This window comes from Bacillus sp. USDA818B3_A, assembly GCF_009928415.1.
In the GTDB taxonomy this organism is placed as follows: domain Bacteria; phylum Bacillota; class Bacilli; order Bacillales; family Cytobacillaceae; genus Neobacillus.
This window is the reverse complement of record NZ_JAABNN010000008.1, coordinates 31760-50210: the sequence shown is the minus strand read 5'-3', so window position 1 is coordinate 50210 and position 18451 is coordinate 31760. Positions and strand designations below refer to the sequence as shown.

The 18451-nt window shown below is 39.3% G+C and carries 20 protein-coding genes and 1 other RNA gene; 14 read left to right on the top strand and 7 right to left on the bottom strand.

What is annotated here, in order from left to right:
* The first annotated feature begins 3 nt into the window (after window positions 1-3).
* From GXK58_RS15145 to GXK58_RS15115, 7 genes are all read left to right on the top strand, one after another.
* Entirely contained in the window at window positions 4-699 is a 696-nt protein-coding gene (locus GXK58_RS15145; RefSeq protein WP_160724000.1) for a DUF2953 domain-containing protein, read from the top strand.
* Window positions 700-714: 15 nt separating this feature from the next.
* On the top strand, window positions 715-1182 hold the full coding sequence (gene ytfJ / locus GXK58_RS15140) for a GerW family sporulation protein (protein WP_160723999.1): 468 nt from the start codon (window positions 715-717) through the stop codon (window positions 1180-1182).
* A 200-nt stretch (window positions 1183-1382) separates the two neighbouring features.
* On the top strand, window positions 1383-1883 hold the full coding sequence (tpx, locus tag GXK58_RS15135) for a thiol peroxidase (protein WP_160723998.1): 501 nt from the start codon (window positions 1383-1385) through the stop codon (window positions 1881-1883).
* A gap of 149 nt (window positions 1884-2032) precedes the next feature.
* Window positions 2033-3016, top strand: coding sequence for a class I SAM-dependent methyltransferase (locus tag GXK58_RS15130; RefSeq protein ID WP_160723997.1), 984 nt, complete (start codon window positions 2033-2035; stop codon window positions 3014-3016).
* 241 nt (window positions 3017-3257) lie between these two features.
* The gene (locus GXK58_RS15125; protein ID WP_160723996.1) at window positions 3258-4445 is read left to right on the top strand and encodes an acetate kinase; all 1188 of its coding nucleotides are present in this window, start codon (window positions 3258-3260) and stop codon (window positions 4443-4445) included.
* 116 nt (window positions 4446-4561) lie between these two features.
* Window positions 4562-5395: an EcsC family protein gene (locus GXK58_RS15120; protein WP_160723995.1), complete on the top strand. Its 834-nt coding sequence runs from the start codon at window positions 4562-4564 to the stop codon at window positions 5393-5395.
* Between the two features lie 5 nt (window positions 5396-5400).
* On the top strand, window positions 5401-5913 hold the full coding sequence (locus GXK58_RS15115) for a MogA/MoaB family molybdenum cofactor biosynthesis protein (protein WP_160723994.1): 513 nt from the start codon (window positions 5401-5403) through the stop codon (window positions 5911-5913).
* 102 nt (window positions 5914-6015) lie between these two features.
* On the opposite strand, the gene GXK58_RS15110 is transcribed toward GXK58_RS15115, so the two are convergent.
* Both GXK58_RS15110 and GXK58_RS15105 read right to left on the bottom strand, forming a co-directional pair.
* Window positions 6016-6330, bottom strand: coding sequence for a hypothetical protein (locus tag GXK58_RS15110; RefSeq protein WP_160723993.1), 315 nt, complete (start codon window positions 6328-6330; stop codon window positions 6016-6018).
* A 108-nt stretch (window positions 6331-6438) separates the two neighbouring features.
* The gene (locus tag GXK58_RS15105) at window positions 6439-6891 is read right to left on the bottom strand and encodes a universal stress protein (RefSeq protein WP_160723992.1); all 453 of its coding nucleotides are present in this window, start codon (window positions 6889-6891) and stop codon (window positions 6439-6441) included.
* Window positions 6892-6995: 104 nt separating this feature from the next.
* Here GXK58_RS15105 and GXK58_RS27035 point away from each other — a divergent pair, with 104 nt between their 5' ends.
* Together GXK58_RS27035 and ald are read left to right on the top strand one after the other, a co-directional pair.
* A complete protein-coding gene (locus GXK58_RS27035; protein WP_202171376.1) occupies window positions 6996-7154 on the top strand; it encodes a hypothetical protein in 159 nt (52 codons plus the stop codon).
* Window positions 7155-7291: 137 nt separating this feature from the next.
* Window positions 7292-8413: an alanine dehydrogenase gene (gene ald, locus GXK58_RS15100; protein WP_160723991.1), complete on the top strand. Its 1122-nt coding sequence runs from the start codon at window positions 7292-7294 to the stop codon at window positions 8411-8413.
* Window positions 8414-8497: 84 nt separating this feature from the next.
* Here the strand turns inward: ald and ssrS are convergent.
* Both ssrS and GXK58_RS15090 read right to left on the bottom strand, forming a co-directional pair.
* Window positions 8498-8693: non-coding RNA, 6S RNA (gene ssrS, locus GXK58_RS15095), on the bottom strand.
* 54 nt (window positions 8694-8747) lie between these two features.
* On the bottom strand, window positions 8748-9845 hold the full coding sequence (locus GXK58_RS15090) for a M24 family metallopeptidase (protein WP_160723990.1): 1098 nt from the start codon (window positions 9843-9845) through the stop codon (window positions 8748-8750).
* 182 nt (window positions 9846-10027) lie between these two features.
* Here GXK58_RS15090 and GXK58_RS15085 point away from each other — a divergent pair, with 182 nt between their 5' ends.
* From GXK58_RS15085 to GXK58_RS15075, 3 genes are all read left to right on the top strand, one after another.
* Entirely contained in the window at window positions 10028-10708 is a 681-nt protein-coding gene (locus tag GXK58_RS15085; protein ID WP_160723989.1) for a metal-dependent hydrolase, read from the top strand.
* A gap of 83 nt (window positions 10709-10791) precedes the next feature.
* Entirely contained in the window at window positions 10792-11025 is a 234-nt protein-coding gene (locus GXK58_RS15080) for a hypothetical protein (protein ID WP_160723988.1), read from the top strand.
* A gap of 189 nt (window positions 11026-11214) precedes the next feature.
* Window positions 11215-12534, top strand: coding sequence for a CBS domain-containing protein (locus GXK58_RS15075; protein ID WP_160723987.1), 1320 nt, complete (start codon window positions 11215-11217; stop codon window positions 12532-12534).
* 81 nt (window positions 12535-12615) lie between these two features.
* Here the strand turns inward: GXK58_RS15075 and GXK58_RS15070 are convergent, their stop codons facing one another.
* The gene (locus GXK58_RS15070; RefSeq protein WP_160723986.1) at window positions 12616-12921 is read right to left on the bottom strand and encodes a YtpI family protein; all 306 of its coding nucleotides are present in this window, start codon (window positions 12919-12921) and stop codon (window positions 12616-12618) included.
* A 90-nt stretch (window positions 12922-13011) separates the two neighbouring features.
* On the opposite strand from GXK58_RS15070, the gene GXK58_RS15065 reads away from it, so the two are divergent.
* Window positions 13012-13956 carry a DHH family phosphoesterase gene (locus GXK58_RS15065; protein WP_160723985.1) on the top strand — a complete coding sequence of 315 codons (945 nt, stop codon included), beginning with the start codon at window positions 13012-13014 and terminating at the stop codon, window positions 13954-13956.
* 77 nt (window positions 13957-14033) lie between these two features.
* On the opposite strand, the gene ytrI is transcribed toward GXK58_RS15065, so the two are convergent.
* Window positions 14034-14534: a sporulation membrane protein YtrI gene (gene ytrI, locus GXK58_RS15060; RefSeq protein WP_160723984.1), complete on the bottom strand. Its 501-nt coding sequence runs from the start codon at window positions 14532-14534 to the stop codon at window positions 14034-14036.
* A complete protein-coding gene (locus tag GXK58_RS15055; RefSeq protein ID WP_160723983.1) occupies window positions 14531-14869 on the bottom strand; it encodes a YtrH family sporulation protein in 339 nt (112 codons plus the stop codon). The genes ytrI and GXK58_RS15055 overlap by 4 nt, the downstream gene beginning before the upstream one ends.
* Window positions 14870-15040: 171 nt before the next feature.
* Here GXK58_RS15055 and dnaE point away from each other — a divergent pair, with 171 nt between their 5' ends.
* A complete protein-coding gene (gene dnaE, locus GXK58_RS15050; RefSeq protein WP_160723982.1) occupies window positions 15041-18403 on the top strand; it encodes a DNA polymerase III subunit alpha in 3363 nt (1120 codons plus the stop codon).
* The last annotated feature ends 48 nt before the right edge of the window (window positions 18404-18451 follow it).

Genomic DNA, 18451 nt, shown 5'->3' with positions numbered 1-18451 from the left:
AATATGTTTTGGCTGTTTCTGGTATTGCTCATTATATTTTTCTTTTTACTATTAATTATTTTTACAAAGTTGACAATCTATATTTATTATTCTCACCTCAATGATAATGATGATTTAAAGATCCAGTTACGGGTATTTTTTGGACTTATCAAATACAATATAAAAATTCCTTTAATTAAGGTGGATGATGACTCTCCAAGTGTTGTCGTGAAAGGTTCTTCCTATATGGGCGAGTCCCCTGGTGAGGATGTTGAAACGGAAGTGAAACAAGTAACCAAAGAAGATTTTTTGACGAGGCTTCAAAACTCAAAAGACCTGCTTCATAAGGTTTTTGGTATGAATGTCATAGTGAAAAAGTTTTTACAAAAAATAACGATAAAAAACTTTGAATGGCACACCTTAATAGGAGTTGGTGATGCTGCTCATACTGGTATGATGACTGGAGCTTTGTGGTCTATTAAGGGAGGGGTCATTGGTGTTTTAAGCCATTATATGAGATTGAAAAAAACACCCCAATTATCAGTCACTCCGCATTTCCAGGCGTCCGTCATCCATACTAAACTCACATGTATGTTTCAGTTCCGAATCGGGCATGCTATTCTCGCAGGATTAAAGCTGATTAAATTCTGGAAGGGCGGGAAACCTCGCCAAAATAGCAGTAAAGATTTCCGGGATGAAAAAACTAAATCCGTTTCATAGAGGAGGAATAAACCTATGTCTGATCATCCAATTCAAGGTTTGATGACAACCGCAATGGAAAGCTTAAAAGAAATGATTGATGTTAATACGATTATAGGTGATCCGGTAGAAACCCCTGACGGAAGTGTAATTTTAACAGTATCTAAGGTTGGTTTTGGATTTGCAGCAGGAGGAAGTGAGTTCAAACTCGATAGCGGGCAAAAAGAGGGACAGCCTAAACTTCCGTTTGGCGGCGGTAGCGGCGGCGGTGTCTCCATTACTCCAATTGCTTTTTTAATTGTTAATTCTCAAGGGGTTAAAATGCTTCATTTAGACGAAAGCACCCATTTATACGAGAAAATTTTAGAACTTGCCCCTCAAGCTGTAGATAAAATCCAGCAAATGCTTTCGAAAAAAGATCAGGGTAAACAGCAGCAGTCCAATGTACAACAAGATCACTCCCAACAACAGCAGCAACAGCCAAAAGTAGATCTTGAATTTTGAAAAAAAAGTTAATCTCCCTTTAGCCGGGAAGATTAACTTTTTCTTTTGCATCACTTATAAATTAGATTTGAAAACTTTCAAAGTATTTCTTAGTTCAAATAATTGCAAAAATAGTTTTGAAAAGATATATTTACACTGTACATAATTAAAGTCTGGCATTTTTAAACATGGCTTTAATACAACAAAGGAGGATGTAGAGAATGGCAAATGTAACATTTAAAGGAAATCAAATTACATTACTTGGTAATGAAGTGAAGGTCGGCGATAAGGCCCCTAATTTCACTGTTCTTGCCAATGACTTATCAGAAGTGACTCTAAATGATACAAAGGGTCAGGTTCGCCTAATTTCAGCAGTACCATCTTTGGATACAGGTGTTTGTGATGCAGAAACACGCCGTTTCAATGAAGAAGCTAACTCCTTAGGAAATGTAAAAATTCTAACAGTAAGCGTGGACCTTCCATTCGCTCAAAAACGCTGGTGTGCTGCAGCAGGAATTGAAAACGTTCAAACGCTTTCAGACCATCGTGACCTTTCTTTTGGTGAGGCTTATGGGGTGGCTATCCAAGAGTTAAGACTATTAACTCGTGCGGTATTCGTAGTAGATTCAACTGATACTGTGGTATACGTAGAATATGTGAGTGAAGCAACGAATCACCCTAACTATGAAGCAGCGCTTGAAGCAGCTAAAAGCGCGAAATAAATAGAAAAGCGAAAGCGCTCCTTGCCCAGTCCCTCGAGCTGGACAATTTTGTAAAAGGTCTCAGGCATCCAACCTGAGGCCTTTTACTTGTTTAAAAAATAGATACTCGTATAAAATGAATAAGGGAAATTTAGTAATGGAGGGAAACAATGAATATTTCTCCAGTTGAACAGTTATTTACATTATTTAATGAGACCGCCCTTATTTTACAAGAAGAATTAGCCTGCAGTTATCTTGAGGCACTTGCTGATACTGGCGAAAATCTATTTCAGGGTGCGATACTCCAGGAAGAATTAAGTGAGTTGACCGTTAAGAGGCTTAAAAAGCAATATAGCGAGCTTAGTTTAGATCATTTTTCTAACGAAGACTTGCGCAAAGCCTTTCAGTTAGTGATTTTAAAAGGAATGAAGGAAAATGTACAGCCAAACCACCAAATGACTCCTGACTCTGTAGGTATGCTTGTTGGTTATTTGGTTGAAAAATTTATGAATAAACCATCCTTCCGACTTCTTGATCCTGCTGTGGGTACAGGTAATCTTTTAACAACGGTCATCAATCATTCCAAAAAGGAAATTACCTCGATTGGTGTCGAGATTGACGATATCCTCATTAAGCTTGCTTATGTTAATGCAAACCTGCAGGGACATCCGATTCAATTCTTTAACCAAGACAGTCTTGAGGCTTTGTTTATAGAGTCTGTCGATGCAGTTATTGCTGACTTACCTGTTGGATATTATCCAAATGATCTCAGAGCTGCTGATTACCAGTTGAAATCTGAGAACGGTCATTCTTATGCCCATCATTTGTTTATTGAACAGAGTGTCCGGCATACAAATTCTGGAGGTTACCTGTTCCTCTTAGTTCCAAATAGTCTGTTTGAGAGCGAGCAAGCGGCACAACTCAATGAGTACATGAAGGAACATGTTTATATCCAAGGGTTGCTTCAGCTTCCAACTAGTATCTTTAAAAATAAAAGTTCAGCCAAAAGCATTTTGGTTTTACAAAAAAAAGGTGAAGATATCAAGCAGCCAAAAGAAGCACTGCTCGTTAATTTGCCAAACCTTTCAAATGCCTATGAGATGGATAAAATATTAAGAAAAATGGATAATTGGTTTCGGGAAAATAAAGGATGAAACAGGGGAAAACTCCTCTGTTTTATCCTTTATTTGTTTTTGCGAAATTAAGAAATTTGTGAATATATGAACATTTGTCATGTAATCGTTCCCATGTAAATTATTCCTTGAAAAGTCTAATCTACAGTGATTAAATGAAAAATTGAGGGAAATAAACAGGAGCGGTTTGCACAAAATAAAGGTGTATTAAAACATAATTATTGGCAAATCGATGTTGTTATATAAAAGGAGCGTTCTAATAATGGCAAAAGTTATTGCGATCAATGCAGGTAGTTCTTCGTTGAAATTTCAGTTGTTCGAAATGCCAAGCGAGGAAGTAATCACAAAAGGACTAATTGAGAGAATTGGTCTTAATGATTCAATTTTTAATATAACGGTGAATGGTGAAAAAGTTGAAGAAGTCACTGATATTCCCGATCATGATATAGCGGTTAAGATGCTATTGGATAAATTAACCTCTTTAGGTATTATCAAATCTCTTAATGAAATTGAAGGAATTGGACATCGCGTCGTGCACGGTGGAGAGGCATTTAACGATTCAGCATTAATTACTGATGAAGTTTTAGCTAAAATTGAAGAATTATCCGAATTAGCTCCATTGCATAATCCGGCAAATGCCACTGGTATTAAAGCGTTCAAACAAGTTCTTCCTAATGTACCGGCAGTTGCAGTGTTCGATACAGCATTTCATCAGACAATGCCTGAAAGCTCGTTCTTATACAGCTTGCCATATGAATACTATGAAAAATATGGAATCCGTAAATATGGTTTTCACGGCACAAGTCATAAATATGTATCGCAGCGTGCAGCAGAATTATTAGGCCGTCCAATTGAACAGCTTCGATTACTCTCTTGCCACTTAGGTAACGGAGCAAGTATCGCTGCAATTGAAGGCGGAAAGTCTATTGACACTTCTATGGGCTTTACACCACTAGCAGGTGTAACGATGGGGACCCGTTCAGGAAACATTGACCCTGCCCTTATTCCATATATCATGGAAAAAACAAATCAAACTGCTGAAGAAGTGCTTGATGTGTTAAATAAAAAGAGCGGTATGTTAGCTGTTTCTGGTTTTTCAAGTGATCTTCGGGATATTATTGGTGAAGCGGACAAAGGAAATGAGCGTGCGGAGCTTGCATTAGATGTGTTTGCTAATCGTATTCATAAATATATCGGTTCTTATGCTGCACGTATGTATGGCGTAGACGCAATTATTTTCACTGCCGGTATCGGTGAGAACAGCGACCCAATTAGAGAACGTATTTTAAAAGGACTAGAATTTATGGGCGTATATTGGGATCCTGCTTTAAACAAGGTAAGAGGCGAGGAAGCATTTATTAACTATCCTCATTCACCAGTTAAAGTAATCATCATTCCTACAAATGAAGAGGTTATGATTGCCCGCGACGTTGTTCGTTTATCACACTAAAAGAAATTTTTATAATGTAAAAAGGCAAAAGCTGAACTTGATGGCTTTTGCCTTTTTTCAGTAGATTTTATTTGTGATATACTGAAAATAGAAACAATGAGCAGGAGGGGTCCATATTGCCATTGACAGACCGTGAAACACTCGTTTTGAATGAGATACGCTCATGGGAAAATAACTTATTAAACTATGAGTCCAATGATTTCCAGTTACTGTATGAAAAATATTTAGAGCGTTCTTTTTCCTTGTTGCCAGAGAAGGTCCAAAGGCAATTTTTTTCAGTGATTGATGGTTGGTTATTTCATTTACACAGTATTATACAGGGGGCACAACTCCAAATAGATGCAAAGGAAAGAATTCTTTCTTCGGGTAGAATCTTCAAAAAAGATATAGAGAAAATTGCAGATTTACAACAATTAGATATAGACCAATTAAAATACATAGCAGAGCAGCAAATTGCAAGACATCGTCTCTATTCTTTTGCCCAAGGCGGTTTGTCTGGAACGGGGGGAACTCTTCTTTTAGGAGCAGATATCCCAGCGATGGCAGTGATTAATTTACGAGTGGTTCAATTGATTGCCATGACCTATGGGTTTGAGGTGAATACACCTTTTGAAATGATGACGTCTTTAAAGGTATTTCATACGGCTGCATTGCCGGCTAGATTTCGAAAAGAGGGCTGGTCTTCGTTGATCGCAGAATTAGAAGCACATGAAGAGCTGTATTTTTATGAAGGCAATGAGAAAATAACTGATATTACCTGGTTAGAGCAGCCTGTACAGCAGCTGTTTAAAGCGATGGTGATTATGTTGTTCCGGAGACGGGCCATCCAAGGGATCCCCCTTGTCAGCATGGCTATAGGGGCAGGGACCAATTATCAACTAACACGCAAAGTCACCGATTTTGCCCATAAGTATTATCAGCTTCGGTATCTTAAGGGAAAAGAGGAGTAATAAAAATGAGTACGGAAGAACATAAGAAGCAGGCTCCAAAGGCCGTTCGCTGTAAAATCATTACTGTCAGTGATACGAGAAATCAAGATACAGATAAAAGCGGCAAATTAATGATCGAAATGCTCGAAGATGCAGGACATTCCATTTTAGATTATTGCATTGTTAAAGATGAGTCAGAACCGATTGAGGCAGAGATTATAAGAGGCTGTGAGAGAGAGGACATTGATGTCATCCTCACGAATGGCGGTACAGGGATTGCTAAGCGGGATGTAACGATAGAAACAGTCCAAAGTCTGTTAGAGAAAGAAATTGTCGGTTTCGGAGAATTATTTAGGATGCTGAGCTATCAGGAGGATATCGGTTCTGCTGCCATCCTCTCAAGAGCGATTGCTGGTGTTGTGAAAGATAAAGCGGTTTTTTCGACCCCCGGATCTACAGGTGCTGTCCGATTGGCAATGAACAAACTGATATTGCCTGAGATCGGGCATATCGTTCGGGAATTAAAGAAAGATTTGTAAAACAAAAGCAGAAGCGCCTTGATTAGGGGCTTATGATTTTCGATCCCGTGAATGAAGAAGCTGGATGTGTGAAAAAAACTCCCTGCAAATAGGGAGTTTTATTTATTGATGTACTTTTGTTGAAACGGTTTGGTTTGCACGGTACCAAAGCCATAAATCATTAATGATAGAAGCAAGGTCTGCGATTTCAGTATTCAATTTACAAGAACGTGGAAAATCACTTTCATCTGAAAGCTTAGCCTGTTTAAAGTTAATTTCCTGTTCGAGCTCCGCAATCCGATCTGGAATCGATCCACGAATACGCTCCCAATGAAGCAAGATATACTGCTGGGTTTCCTTATTATATTCATCCCATTCAAGCGTTAAATCCGGTATGGAAATCCCAAGGCGTTCATCAAAAGAAAAATGTTCCATCATAGCTTTACCTCCAATATTATTTTGTAAATAGTAGAAATGGTGTCAGGCACCGTTTTAAGGAAAAGCACGGAGCTATTAGCTCCGTGCTTACATTATATAATAGAATGTCTATTCCGTATCTTTTACAGTCCGAACGATAAGTACATCACATGGTGCATAGCGGGTAATATGTTCAGAAACACTTCCGATAAAGAATCTTTCAACTACATTCATACCAGTAGCGCCGCAGAGGATTAAGTCAACTTGATGTTTTTTTGCAATTTCTCTAGGTATTAGAATTTTTGGTGAGCCGAATCCGATTTCATATTGGAAGTCTGTTAATCCTGCTTCAACGGCTTGGTTTTGATACCTTTCTAGCATATCTTTTGCCAGCTTTTCGGCACGATCGCCAATAACAGTGTCGTATGCATCCATTAAGGCAAAGGTCCTAGTGTCTATGACATGAACTAACAACAGCCGTGCACCATTCCGTTTGGCAATTTCAATCCCTTTCTGAAACGCCCATTCTGCTTCCCTAGATCCATCCATAGCGACTAAAATATGACGATATTGAAGTCCCATGATTATCATCTCCTCACCTTGATTATACATTATTTAACAATGAATAATTGTTGCAATTTTTCGAACAATAATGGAGTAACATATCGATAGGAGGCATGTAAATTATGAGTAAACGGGAAGCAAAGAACATCTATACCTTCGAATTTGATGAAAAGGGTACGCTGGAAGTGAGCCAGCAAATTCTGAACTCCTATAATAGCGGCTTTATAGGAGAAGGCACGGCACTAGCAGAAGCAAGCGATTTTACTGCTGTAGAGGAGTAAATAAGGATTTAAAGGAAAAAGCTGTCTATTAATAGGCAGCTTTTTTTCTGTATTGATTAAATTAAGGTTACCTTTTCAACATAAAAGGATATAGTATAGTAACTTGTTATAAATGGAAAAAACATGGAGGTTAGCATATGCGGATTGGAGTACCGAAAGAAATAAAGAATAATGAAAATCGTGTGGCCATGACACCTGCAGGCGTTGTTAATCTCGTAAAATATGGACACGTAGTTTTTATTGAAAAAGGCGCCGGACTAGGCTCTGGTTTTTTAGATGAGGATTATCGCTCCAAAGGGGCAGTCATCGTAAAAACAGCTGAAGAGGCATGGTCTGCTGAGATGGTTATGAAGGTAAAGGAACCACTCCCAAGTGAATACCAATATTTCCGGGAAGGGTTGATTTTATTTACATATTTGCATCTGGCACCTGAACCGGCATTAACAAAAGCATTAATAGACAAAAGAGTAGTTGGGATTGCATATGAAACTGTTCAATTGCCAAATAATAGTCTCCCGTTATTAACCCCAATGAGTGAGGTAGCAGGCCGAATGGCTCCGCAAATTGGTGCTCAATTTTTAGAAAAAGTCTATGGAGGAAAGGGGATTCTCCTCTCAGGTGTTCCTGGCGTGCAAAGAGGAAAAGTGACCATTATTGGCGGTGGTGTGGCTGGTACCAATGCAGCCAAAATGGCGATTGGCTTAGGGGCGAAAGTAACCCTTATTGATGTAAATCCTGATCGTCTCCGTCAGCTAGATGATATTTTTGGGACAGATGTAACTACTTTAATGTCCAATCCCTATAATATTGCAGTAGCAGTTAAAGAATCAGATTTAGTAATTGGAGCGGTCCTCATCCCAGGGGCAAAGGCTCCAAAGCTTGTAACAGATGAGATGATTCGTTCGATGAATCCAGGAAGTGTGGTTGTGGATATCGCAATCGACCAAGGCGGGATCTTTGAGACAACCGATCGAATAACAACTCATGACCAACCAACATATATAAAACATGATGTCGTCCATTATGCGGTCGCCAATATGCCTGGTGCTGTACCAAGGACATCAACCATAGCTTTAACAAATGTAACCGTCCCATACGCCCTTCAGGTTGCTAATAAAGGATATATACAAGCCTGTCTCGACAATGAGGCTTTATTAAAGGGGATTAATACACTGGGGGGCCGTGTGACTTATCAAGCGGTGGCGGAAGCCCAAGGATTGGCTTACACGGATACCAAAACATTGTTGGGGAAAAAATAAAGGAAGAGGCCTTGGCCTCCTCCTTTATTTTGTTTGTTTCAAAGAAAAACCAACTTCACAAGGAAGTTGGTTTTTAAAAGCAAATATGTAGCCGCATTTGCCGTAGTGTGATAAGAAAGTTTTAAACCACCACTCCTCAAAGTGGGTGTTCTCAGAAGCATTCCTGCGTGTCCTCCATGTCTTATAGACAGAGGCCTGTCATTTCGGCTTCGATAGTTAAACTCCCTTTTACAGCTTAAAGGTTAAAACTTTATTATGATTACGTACAACGCAGCTTGTAATAGTATAATACATCAATTCCTCATGAAGTTCAATGTAAAAAAGTCCCAAAATATTATTTTATTATCTGAAGCTCTTTTGGGAATTTAGTTAGAATCTTTGCTCCGTCTGCAGTGATAAATATATCGTCCTCAATTCTCACGCCAGCTATTTCAGGAACATAGATGCCCGGTTCAATCGTGTATATCATTCCTTCTTCAATCATTAACTGATTTGTCTCAGTTAATGAAGGATACTCATGGACACTAATTCCGAGCCCATGACCTAAACGGTGTGGGAAAAATTCACCGTATCCGGCATCCGAAATGATTCTTCGGGCAGTAAGATCCACATCAGCAGCGCTGACACCTGGCTTACTAGCCTCAATTGCCGCGAGTTGGGCTTTTAGGACCGTATCGTAGATTTCTTTTTGCTTGTCGTTAATATCCCCATAAGCAACGGTTCTTGTGATGTCTGAACAATAACGGTCAACTACAACCCCTAAATCAAACAAGACAAGATCACCTTTTTTAATTTTGGTTTCCCCTGGAGTTCCATGAGGAGATGCAGCGTTTGCTCCGGTTAGAACCATGGTTGAAAAGGACATCTCGGTCACACCCTTTTGTTTAAGGGCGTACTCCAGTGCATTAAGTACTTCTAGTTCTGTCTTTCCTTCCTTTATCTCACTGGCTCCGAATTCGACCGCATAATCTGCAAGCGCACAAGCTTCCTCGATAATTTTTAGCTCATTCATATCTTTAATCATGCGAAGAAGCCGTAATTTTTCTTCTGCAGAAATAAAAGCGGCTTTAGGGAACATGGCAGAAAGTTGTTCGTACCTTTCCACATTCATATGTTCCTTTTCAATGGCTGCCTTATGAACCCCATTTATTCTCTTATTAATAGAACCTAAAATCATATCCCACGGATGATCAATATCGCTGTATCCGATGATTTCCCGGTCCCAGCCAGAACGTTTTGCGTCGGGAACTTCCATTGATGGGCAAACCAAGAATGGTTCCTCTTCCTGGAATACAACTAGTGCTAGCAGTCGTTCATGAGGATCGGTATAATAGCCGCTTAAATAAAAGACATTTTCTGATGAAGTCAAAAAGGAGACGTCTACATCATTTTCTTTCATCCACGTTTGAAGTTTGATTAATCGTTGATTCATGTCTAGGGGACCCCCTTACCTTAAGTTCAAAAACCCATTAGAGCGTAACAAGATTAAAGGTAAATGTAAACTAACACACCTTATGATGCGCTAAAATGAGGCAGTTATGGGTATAAAGTTAGCAGGAATTCCAAAATTTATATGGAAGTCATAATTGAATATATAAAAAGGAGTGGGTAAGAATGAAAGTTTCTTATCATGGACATTCAGTTGTTCAAATTAATACACAAGGAAAAAATATCATCATTGACCCGTTTATTACAGGTAATTCATTAACAGACTTAAAGGCTGAAGATGTGAAAGTCGATGTGATTATCCTATCTCATGGCCATAATGACCATGTAGGGGATACCGTTGAATTGGCAAAAAGGAATGATGCACTGGTAGTGGCTACTGACGAACTGTCAACCTTCTTAAGCTGGCAGGGTGTAAAAACACATGGAATGCATATTGGCGGTTCCTATCAATTTGAGTTTGGCAGAATAAAACTGACCCAGGCTTTCCACGGCTCAAGCTATCAAACAACAGATAAACAACTAATCTATTGCGGGATGCCTGCTGGAATTCTGTTCATGAACGAAGGAAAAACAATTTATCATGCTGGGGATACAGCCCTTTTTTCCGATATGAAATTAATCGGAGAGCGTCATCCGATTGACCTCGCTTTCCTGCCAATTGGTGATAACTATACGATGGGAGCGGAAGACGCTGCCTATGCAGCACAACTGCTGCAAGCGAAGCAAGTAATCCCCGTCCATTACAATACCTTCCCGCCGATTAAACAAGATCCATATCAATTTATTGAATTGCTGCCTAATAACAATGGACTTGTGCTCAAGCCTGGGGAAGCAATAGAAATTTAACTAGATTATCGTTATTCACATACTTTTTTTCCTTCCTCTAGCATAAAAATGAAACAAGCAGTCTTTTAGGGAGGAAAAATACGATGAAAAAGAACAGGTACTTACTATGCTTGCTGCTAGCTGGTTTTATGCTTTATTTTGCTGTGCCAAGACTATCAATCAACCTTGACGGACCTGAAGGGATATTCTCATTAACCTGGCTGGCATTTGCGTTAATGGTGATTGCCGGGAATTTGACAGGACTCCTTTATAGTCCGAAGAAGCTTGCTTCAAGAATGCAGTCAAGAAATGTAAAGAAACGCTCGCGTTCGTATTAGGAATTCTTTTAAATAATTAGGGAGTTTTAAGGACTCCTGGCAATGAGCGCCTCTAAACTGGCGCTCATTGTTTTATAAATTGTCAGAAACCGCATTGAATCAAGGCTTTTAACACTTTATAATGGAAAATAGACATAATTCCGGTAAAGAGCTGGATGACTTGGAATTCAATAAAAAAGGGTGAAGGTCTTGGCTACTAAGCATGAACAAATTTTGCAATACATTGATGGACTTCCGATAGGGGAAAAAATATCAGTGCGGCAAATCGCCAAGGCGATGACCGTAAGTGAAGGAACAGCTTATAGAGCAATTAAAGAAGCTGAAAATAAAGGATATGTCAGCACGATTGAACGGGTTGGAACGATACGGATCGAGCGTAAAAAGAAAGAAAATATCGAAAAGCTGACATTTGCAGAAGTTGTTAATATTGTTGATGGACAGGTCCTAGGCGGCAGGACGGGTTTACATAAAACACTCAATAAGTTTGTCATCGGTGCGATGAAATTAGAGGCTATGATGCGCTATACTGAGGCTGGGAATCTTCTTATTGTCGGAAACCGGACACAGGCACACGAACTTGCTTTAAAAGCAGGAGCTGCGGTTTTAATAACAGGTGGTTTCGATTCAGAAGAGCATGTAAAAAAATTAGCCGATAAGCTGGAATTGCCAGTGATATCCACTAGCTATGATACCTTTACCGTTGCAACAATGATTAACCGTGCAATTTACGACCAATTAATCAAAAAGGAAATCATTTTAGTGGAAGATATTTTAACTCCCATAGCTGATACGTATTATCTAAAAACAACAGATAAAGTGGCCAAGTGGCATGAGTTAAATCAAAAGACCACTCACAGCCGCTACCCTGTAGTTGATCAAAATATGAAGATACAGGGTATGGTTACAAGTAAAGATATTTTAGGACAAGATTTGGAAACGGCTATAGATAAAATTATGACAAAAAATTTGATGACGGTTAATGGGAAAACAAGTGTTGCCTCCACCGCCCATACCATGGTGTGGGAGGGAATCGAAGTCCTTCCTGTAACAGATGAGTCCAACCGTCTAGAAGGGATCATCAGCCGTCAGGATGTATTAAAGGCGCTGCAAATGAATCAGCGTCAGCCGCAGGTTGGTGAAACAATCGATGATATTATTACCAACCAAATGGTCTTAGTGCAGGGAAAAGCAAAAGGGGAAGAGGTATACTCCTGTGAAGTAACACCACAAATGACTAATCATTTAGGAACCATCTCATATGGAGTATTTACTACGGTCGTATCTGATGCGGCCAACCGGGTACTGCGCGGCTATAAAAAAGGAGACCTGGTAGTTGAAAATATGACGATTTACTTTCTAAAACCGGTTCAAATGGAAAGTACATTAGAAATATTCCCAAAAATTCTCGAAGTTGGCCGGAAGTTTGGGAAAGTAGACGTCGAAGTCTTTAATGATGGCGTGTTAGTTGGCAAAGCGATGATGATGTGTCAGTTAATTGATAGACACTAATACAAGCGGAAGGCGCCGACTAATTTCTAACTTCTTACTATAAAGTGAAAGCCGCTTCTATCGAAGCGGCTTAACTTATTTTTATGCATCAAAACTATTTGCTTCTTCAATCGCAAATGGCAGATAGTGCTTATATTTTTTATAGCCAGTCCAGCTAAAGTAAGCACCATAGATGATAAAAATGGCTGCAATAATGTATGATGTGGTAGTCTCAGAAATAAAGAAAAGGTGATTAATACCAAATAAGCAGACAAAAAGGCCAAGAGCCATATTTGATTTAGCAGAAAGCCATTTCTTTTCAACGTGACGGTTGCTTCTAAAGTATTTTGTTTTATAAAATAGATAGGAAGCAAATAGAATAGCAATTAAGATAACTAGGATTAACATGATTTGATCCTCCAAATTACTTGAAATCATCTACTATTTTACCGTGGATTGAAAAAAAAAGCCATAATTGGTACATAAGGAGCAGTGTTCATGATTGAGCAAATTTTAACAACGATTGAACAATACGAAACCATTATTGTTCATCGTCATGTCCGGCCGGATCCGGATGCATACGGATCACAAGGCGGATTAACAGCTATTTTAAAGGCATCCTTTCCAGAGAAAAAAATTTATGCAGTAGGCCAAGAGGAACCGACTCTAAATTTCCTCCGCAGGCTTGATGTCATTGACGATGAGGTTTATAAGGGCGCATTAGTCATAGTTTGTGATACAGCAAATCAAGATAGAATTGATGACCGCCGTTACAATACTGGTGATAAATTGATTAAAATTGATCACCATCCAAATATGGAGCCTTATGGAGACTTACTGTGGGTCGACACAAATGCAAGTTCCTGCAGTGAAATGATTTATGAATTCTACCTTCAAGGTAAAGAATTGGGTCTGAAAATGAATGATGAAGCGGCAAGACTATTATTTGCCGGCATCGTAGGGGACACGGGGAGGTTTTTATTCCCAAGCTCGACAGAAAAGACGTTTGCCTATGCAGGTGAATTAATCCATTACAACTTTTCACGTACTGAACTATTCGACAGAATGTATGAGCTGGACGCTAATATTATTAAATTGCAAGGTTATATCCTTCAAAACTTTGAACTGCAGTCAAATGGTGTAGGTTCCGTTATGATAACAAAGGAATTATTGAAAGAGTATAATGCAAGACCTGCGGAAGCATCACTTCTCGTTAGTTCTCTTGCAGATGTAAAGGGCATCAAGGCCTGGGTCTTTTTCATCGAGGAAGAAAAGCAAATTCGGGTAAGGCTCCGTTCAAAGGGACCTGTCATCAATGTGGTCGCTAGAAAATTTAACGGCGGCGGACACCCGCTTGCCTCCGGTGCGACAATCTATTCATGGGACGAAGTGGACGCGGTCATCCGTGAATTAGGGAAAGTCTGCGAAGAATATAAAAACTAGTATTAAAATAAAGACGGCCCGTAATTGGGCCGTTAAATCTATCTAGCTGAAGTGCGAGTGCAGGAGCTCCAGCTTCTTTATTCAAAGTCAATTTCCAGCTGTATAGTTAGGTTAGTATAAATGACCATTTCTTTGACTTTTAATTTGTATCTTTTATCATTGATTTTTATCTGTTTGTTTTCAATAATTTTTCTAATCAAATCTTTACTCTTATAAACGGTCTCGATATCTTTTGCAATCATCATACTGATATCATCACGTACGGAATCCTCTGTTTCTAGTACACTTAATGAGTCAAGCTTATATTTTTCGGCGTTGGTAATTCTGATATTAATTTTTTGAACTGTTAACTGTTCGATTTTTCGCCGATTAATTTCCTTATACTCGTCCTGCCAAATCTTTTTCTCGTTATTTAAATCAACAATATCCTGCTGTTGTTTACGAATCAACTCCGTATTTTCTTCCTGCCAAACTCCGTAAATATATAAAAAGATACACCAGCTTACCGCTCCGCCAATAGCTGTTCCTGCAAAGAAACGCTGCCAGCCGGGTCTTCGATATAGTTGCGGAACTCTCATGACGATATATGCTCCTGGGTTAACCAATTAATGATCAGTGCACCTGTTTGGGCACCGCCAAGGGCAGAAAGGATAAGTAATAATTGTTTAAAAAGATCCTTTGTATCCGCATTAAATAAGCCTCTTTCAAAGGTGTAAACCGCATCGAATGTTCCACCAATTGCAGAAACGATTGCCCATATCCTTAGTGCGGAAGACAATCGGTAGACGGTCGTAAGCGGCGGCTGTCCTGTTAAGAATGAAGCGATTCCCCCGATTAAGGAACCGCCAAGTACGACTCCAAGCGCAATGAAGTAACTTTCAATAAAAGCTGGGAAAAAACCGATTTCTTTCATCAGCAAACCGCCCTTTTTAGATTGTTATATTCATTTATATGGACAAAGGTCCGGGAATATGATTTGCCAATTAACAAAAGGCAGTTTCTATAAACCAGAACATATTTTCTTTTTTTTGATTAAGCTCTATAATTAAAGTAATGAAATATTTTTAAGGAACGGTGTGACATTATGTCTTTTATTCACCTTCATGTGTACAGTGCCTACAGTTTGTTGACAAGTACTGCATCGGTAACAGATTTAGTTGAAAATGCCAAGCAAAAGGGATTTAAAGCCCTTGCTCTAACCGATCGAAATGTGATGTACGGAACGATTGAGTTTTATAAACTCTGTAAAAAAAATAACCTTAAGCCGATTATTGGTTTAACGGTTGATGTGGAAAGTGAACGTGATCCAAATCAATCCTTTCCGCTTGTATTACTAGCGGAAACAGAAGTTGGATTTAAAAATCTATTAAAAATAACGAGCGCGGTTCAGACAAAGTCAAACAATGGACTCCCATTTAAATGGCTGAAATCCTATTCACAGGGGCTTATTGCCATTACTCCGGGGCTTGAGGGAGAAATTGAGCAGTCCCTTTTAACAGGAAATGTGGATGAGACAAGAAGCTTAATCCGTAAATTGGACACGATCTTTGGTAATGGCAGTTTTTATTTAGCCGTTCAACATCATCAATTACAAGAAGAGATCGAGATAAATCAACAATTTCTTTCGATTGCAAAGGAAGAAAATATTCCTCTCGTAGCCACCAACAGAGTTCATTATCTAGAAGAAGAAGACACTTTTGCTCATGAATGTTTATTGGCGATAAAAAATGGCGATAAACTCCAAGATGAGCATAGGGAAAAACTTAATAGCGATCAATTTTACTTAAAGAGTGCTAAGACAATGGCTGAAAGTTTCTCGGAAATTCCAGAGGCCTTGGAAAATTCCTTGCGGATTGCAGCACGGTGTTCAATAAATATTGACCTTAATAAAACCTATTTACCAACCTTTCCGACAGACAATGGAATGCCAGCGGAGCAGTTTCTTGAAGAGCTATGTAAAAAGGGATTGCAAGAGCGTTTTACAGAGCCGGCAAAGGTGTATTTAGAGCGTTTGGAATTTGAGCTTGACGTCATTAAGCGGATGAAGTTCAGCAACTATTTTTTAATTGTTTGGGATTTTATGAGATATGCACGCGAACACGGAATTCTTACTGGCCCTGGGCGGGGCTCTGCAGCAGGGTCCCTTGTTGCTTATGTTCTATATATCACGGATGTAGACCCAATCGAGCATAATCTATTATTTGAGCGCTTTTTAAATCCTGAACGGATATCGATGCCGGATATCGATATTGATTTTCCAGATCACCGCCGTGATGAAGTCATAGAGTACGTCGCGAGAAAATACGGAGAAATGCATGTATCACAGATTGTTACCTTTGGAACACTCGCAGCTAAGGCTGCCTTAAGAGACGTTGGAAGAGCTTTTGGCCTAAATGCAAAGGAATTAGAGTATTTATCCAAATTGGTTCCGTCGCGCTTAGGGATAAACCTTGAAGCAGCCTATAAGGAATCTGAACAATTAAGAAAGTATGTAAATGATACCCCATTGAATAAGAGGCTTTTTGATACAGCTTTAAAGCTTGAAGGGCTGCCGCGACATACTTCCACACATGCGGCAGGCGTGGTCATTAGTGAAAAGCCGCTTGTTGAATTAATCCCAATTCAACGGGGTTCTGGTGACGTCTACTTGACCCAATACTCAATGGAACATCTTGAGGAGATCGGATTGCTAAAAATGGACTTCCTCGGTCTTAGAAACCTTTCCCTGATTGAAACCATTTTGTCGTCAATTTTCCGTGATACGGGCAGGAAGGTGGATGTGAAGCAGTTACCGCTTCAAGATCAACGTACTTTCGCCTTATTAGCACGTGGTGAAACCACCGGTATCTTTCAACTTGAATCTGAAGGGATGCGAAAGGTACTGGCTCGGTTAAAGCCATCGCGATTTGAGGATATTGTAGCAGTAAATGCCTTGTACCGGCCCGGTCCAATGGAAAATATTCCTTTATATATCGATCGGAAACACGGCAAAGTGAAGGTGGATTATCCACACCCTGATTTAGAGCCCATCCTAGAAAATACATATGGAGTAATTGTTTACCAAGAGCAAATCATGCAGATTGCTGCAAAGATGGCTGGTTTTTCTCTTGGTGAAGCCGATCTTTTACGCCGGGCAGTCGGGAAAAAGCAAAAAGAAGTTTTGGATAAAGAGAGATATCACTTTGTTCAAGGTGCACTAAAAAAAGGATATTTTGAAGGACTGGCGAATGAAATATATGATTTAATTGTCCGCTTTGCCAATTATGGATTCAATCGGAGTCATGCGGTTGCCTATAGTATGATTGCCTATCAGCTGGCTTACTTAAAAGCAAATTTTCCACTCCATTTTATGGCTGGACTGCTCACTTCCGCCATCGGAAATGATACTAAAATTGCCCAATATATCATGGAATCACGTCAAAAGGATTTAGTTATCCTCCCGCCATCGATCAATCATAGCAAATACTCCTTTCAGGTTGAAGGCAAAGGGATACGTTATAGTCTTGCAGCCATAAAGAGTGTAGGTGGAGCAGCTCTAAAGGAAATCTTCCAAGCTCGAAAACGGAAGAAGTTTGATGATTTATTTGATTTTTGTATCAGAGTTTCTTCCAAAGCTGTGAATCGTAAAACACTGGAGTTTCTTGTTCATTCAGGAGCTTTTGATGAATTTGGTGAGGATCGTGCGGTGCTTTTGGCCAGTTTGGATGTTGCAATTGATCATGCCCAAATTTTCAAACCGGACGACTCCGAGCAATTTGCCTTGTTTGATGATGAGATGATTCCAAAGCCGAAATATGTCCATGTGGATCCGATTAATCTTGAAACTAAATTAGCTTTTGAGAAAGAGGCACTCGGTTTTTACCTATCAGACCATCCTGTTTCCGTCTATGAAAAAAGACTCAAAGCCAGTGGGGCATTATTGCTATATGAATTAGCTGCCGATATGAAAAGGGTTGTAACAGGAGTCTATATCTCACATTTGAAATCAATAAGAACAAAAAAAGGTGATTCCATGTCCTTTTTAACGGTTAGCGATTCAAGTGGTGAAATGGAGGCAGTGGCTTTTCCTAATGTCTATAAACGATTTCAGTTAGTATTGAAACAAGGGAGTTTTGTTCTTCTCGAGGGGAAGGTCGAAGAACGGGAGAACCAGCGGCAATTTATCATTCAGCAGGTGTTTGAATTAGAGCAGTGGTTACAGAACAATACCCAAAAACCGTCTGTTTTATATTTAAAAGTTTCCCAAGGACAACAGGATGAATCGACACTTAGGAAAATTGAGCTGCTTCTTAAAGCCAATCCAGGAAATGCCCAGGTTGTTCTTCATTATGAAGAAAGCAGGAAAACCATTAAATTGGGAGATGAATACAAGGTAAAACCAGGGCCCCAATTACTTCAGGAACTTAGGAACTTCCTTGGTTTAAAAAATGTTGTCCTAAGGGATTAAATCTTTACAACTCTTCTAGATATGTTATAGTGATAATGAGACAAGTGT

Bases quoted from the DNA above. Each gene is read 5' to 3' on its own strand.
- GXK58_RS15130 (WP_160723997.1), top strand. From the start codon at position 2,033: ATGAATATTTCTCCAGTTGAACAGTTATTTACATTATTTAATGAGACC.
- GXK58_RS15115 (WP_160723994.1), top strand. From the start codon at position 5,401: ATGAGTACGGAAGAACATAAGAAGCAGGCTCCAAAGGCCGTTCGCTGT.
- GXK58_RS15090 (WP_160723990.1), bottom strand. From the start codon at position 9,845: ATGAATCAACGATTAATCAAACTTCAAACGTGGATGAAAGAAAATGAT.
- ytfJ (WP_160723999.1), top strand. From the start codon at position 715: ATGTCTGATCATCCAATTCAAGGTTTGATGACAACCGCAATGGAAAGC.
- GXK58_RS15110 (WP_160723993.1), bottom strand. From the start codon at position 6,330: ATGATGGAACATTTTTCTTTTGATGAACGCCTTGGGATTTCCATACCG.
- GXK58_RS15145 (WP_160724000.1), top strand. From the start codon at position 4: ATGTTTTGGCTGTTTCTGGTATTGCTCATTATATTTTTCTTTTTACTA.
- GXK58_RS15070 (WP_160723986.1), bottom strand. From the start codon at position 12,921: ATGTTAATCCTAGTTATCTTAATTGCTATTCTATTTGCTTCCTATCTA.
- ald (WP_160723991.1), top strand. From the start codon at position 7,292: ATGCGGATTGGAGTACCGAAAGAAATAAAGAATAATGAAAATCGTGTG.
- GXK58_RS27035 (WP_202171376.1), top strand. From the start codon at position 6,996: ATGAGTAAACGGGAAGCAAAGAACATCTATACCTTCGAATTTGATGAA.
- GXK58_RS15125 (WP_160723996.1), top strand. From the start codon at position 3,258: ATGGCAAAAGTTATTGCGATCAATGCAGGTAGTTCTTCGTTGAAATTT.
- tpx (WP_160723998.1), top strand. From the start codon at position 1,383: ATGGCAAATGTAACATTTAAAGGAAATCAAATTACATTACTTGGTAAT.
- ytrI (WP_160723984.1), bottom strand. From the start codon at position 14,534: ATGAGAGTTCCGCAACTATATCGAAGACCCGGCTGGCAGCGTTTCTTT.
- dnaE (WP_160723982.1), top strand. From the start codon at position 15,041: ATGTCTTTTATTCACCTTCATGTGTACAGTGCCTACAGTTTGTTGACA.
- GXK58_RS15105 (WP_160723992.1), bottom strand. From the start codon at position 6,891: ATGGGACTTCAATATCGTCATATTTTAGTCGCTATGGATGGATCTAGG.
- GXK58_RS15065 (WP_160723985.1), top strand. From the start codon at position 13,012: ATGATTGAGCAAATTTTAACAACGATTGAACAATACGAAACCATTATT.
- GXK58_RS15080 (WP_160723988.1), top strand. From the start codon at position 10,792: ATGAAAAAGAACAGGTACTTACTATGCTTGCTGCTAGCTGGTTTTATG.
- GXK58_RS15085 (WP_160723989.1), top strand. From the start codon at position 10,028: ATGAAAGTTTCTTATCATGGACATTCAGTTGTTCAAATTAATACACAA.
- GXK58_RS15055 (WP_160723983.1), bottom strand. From the start codon at position 14,869: ATGAAAGAAATCGGTTTTTTCCCAGCTTTTATTGAAAGTTACTTCATT.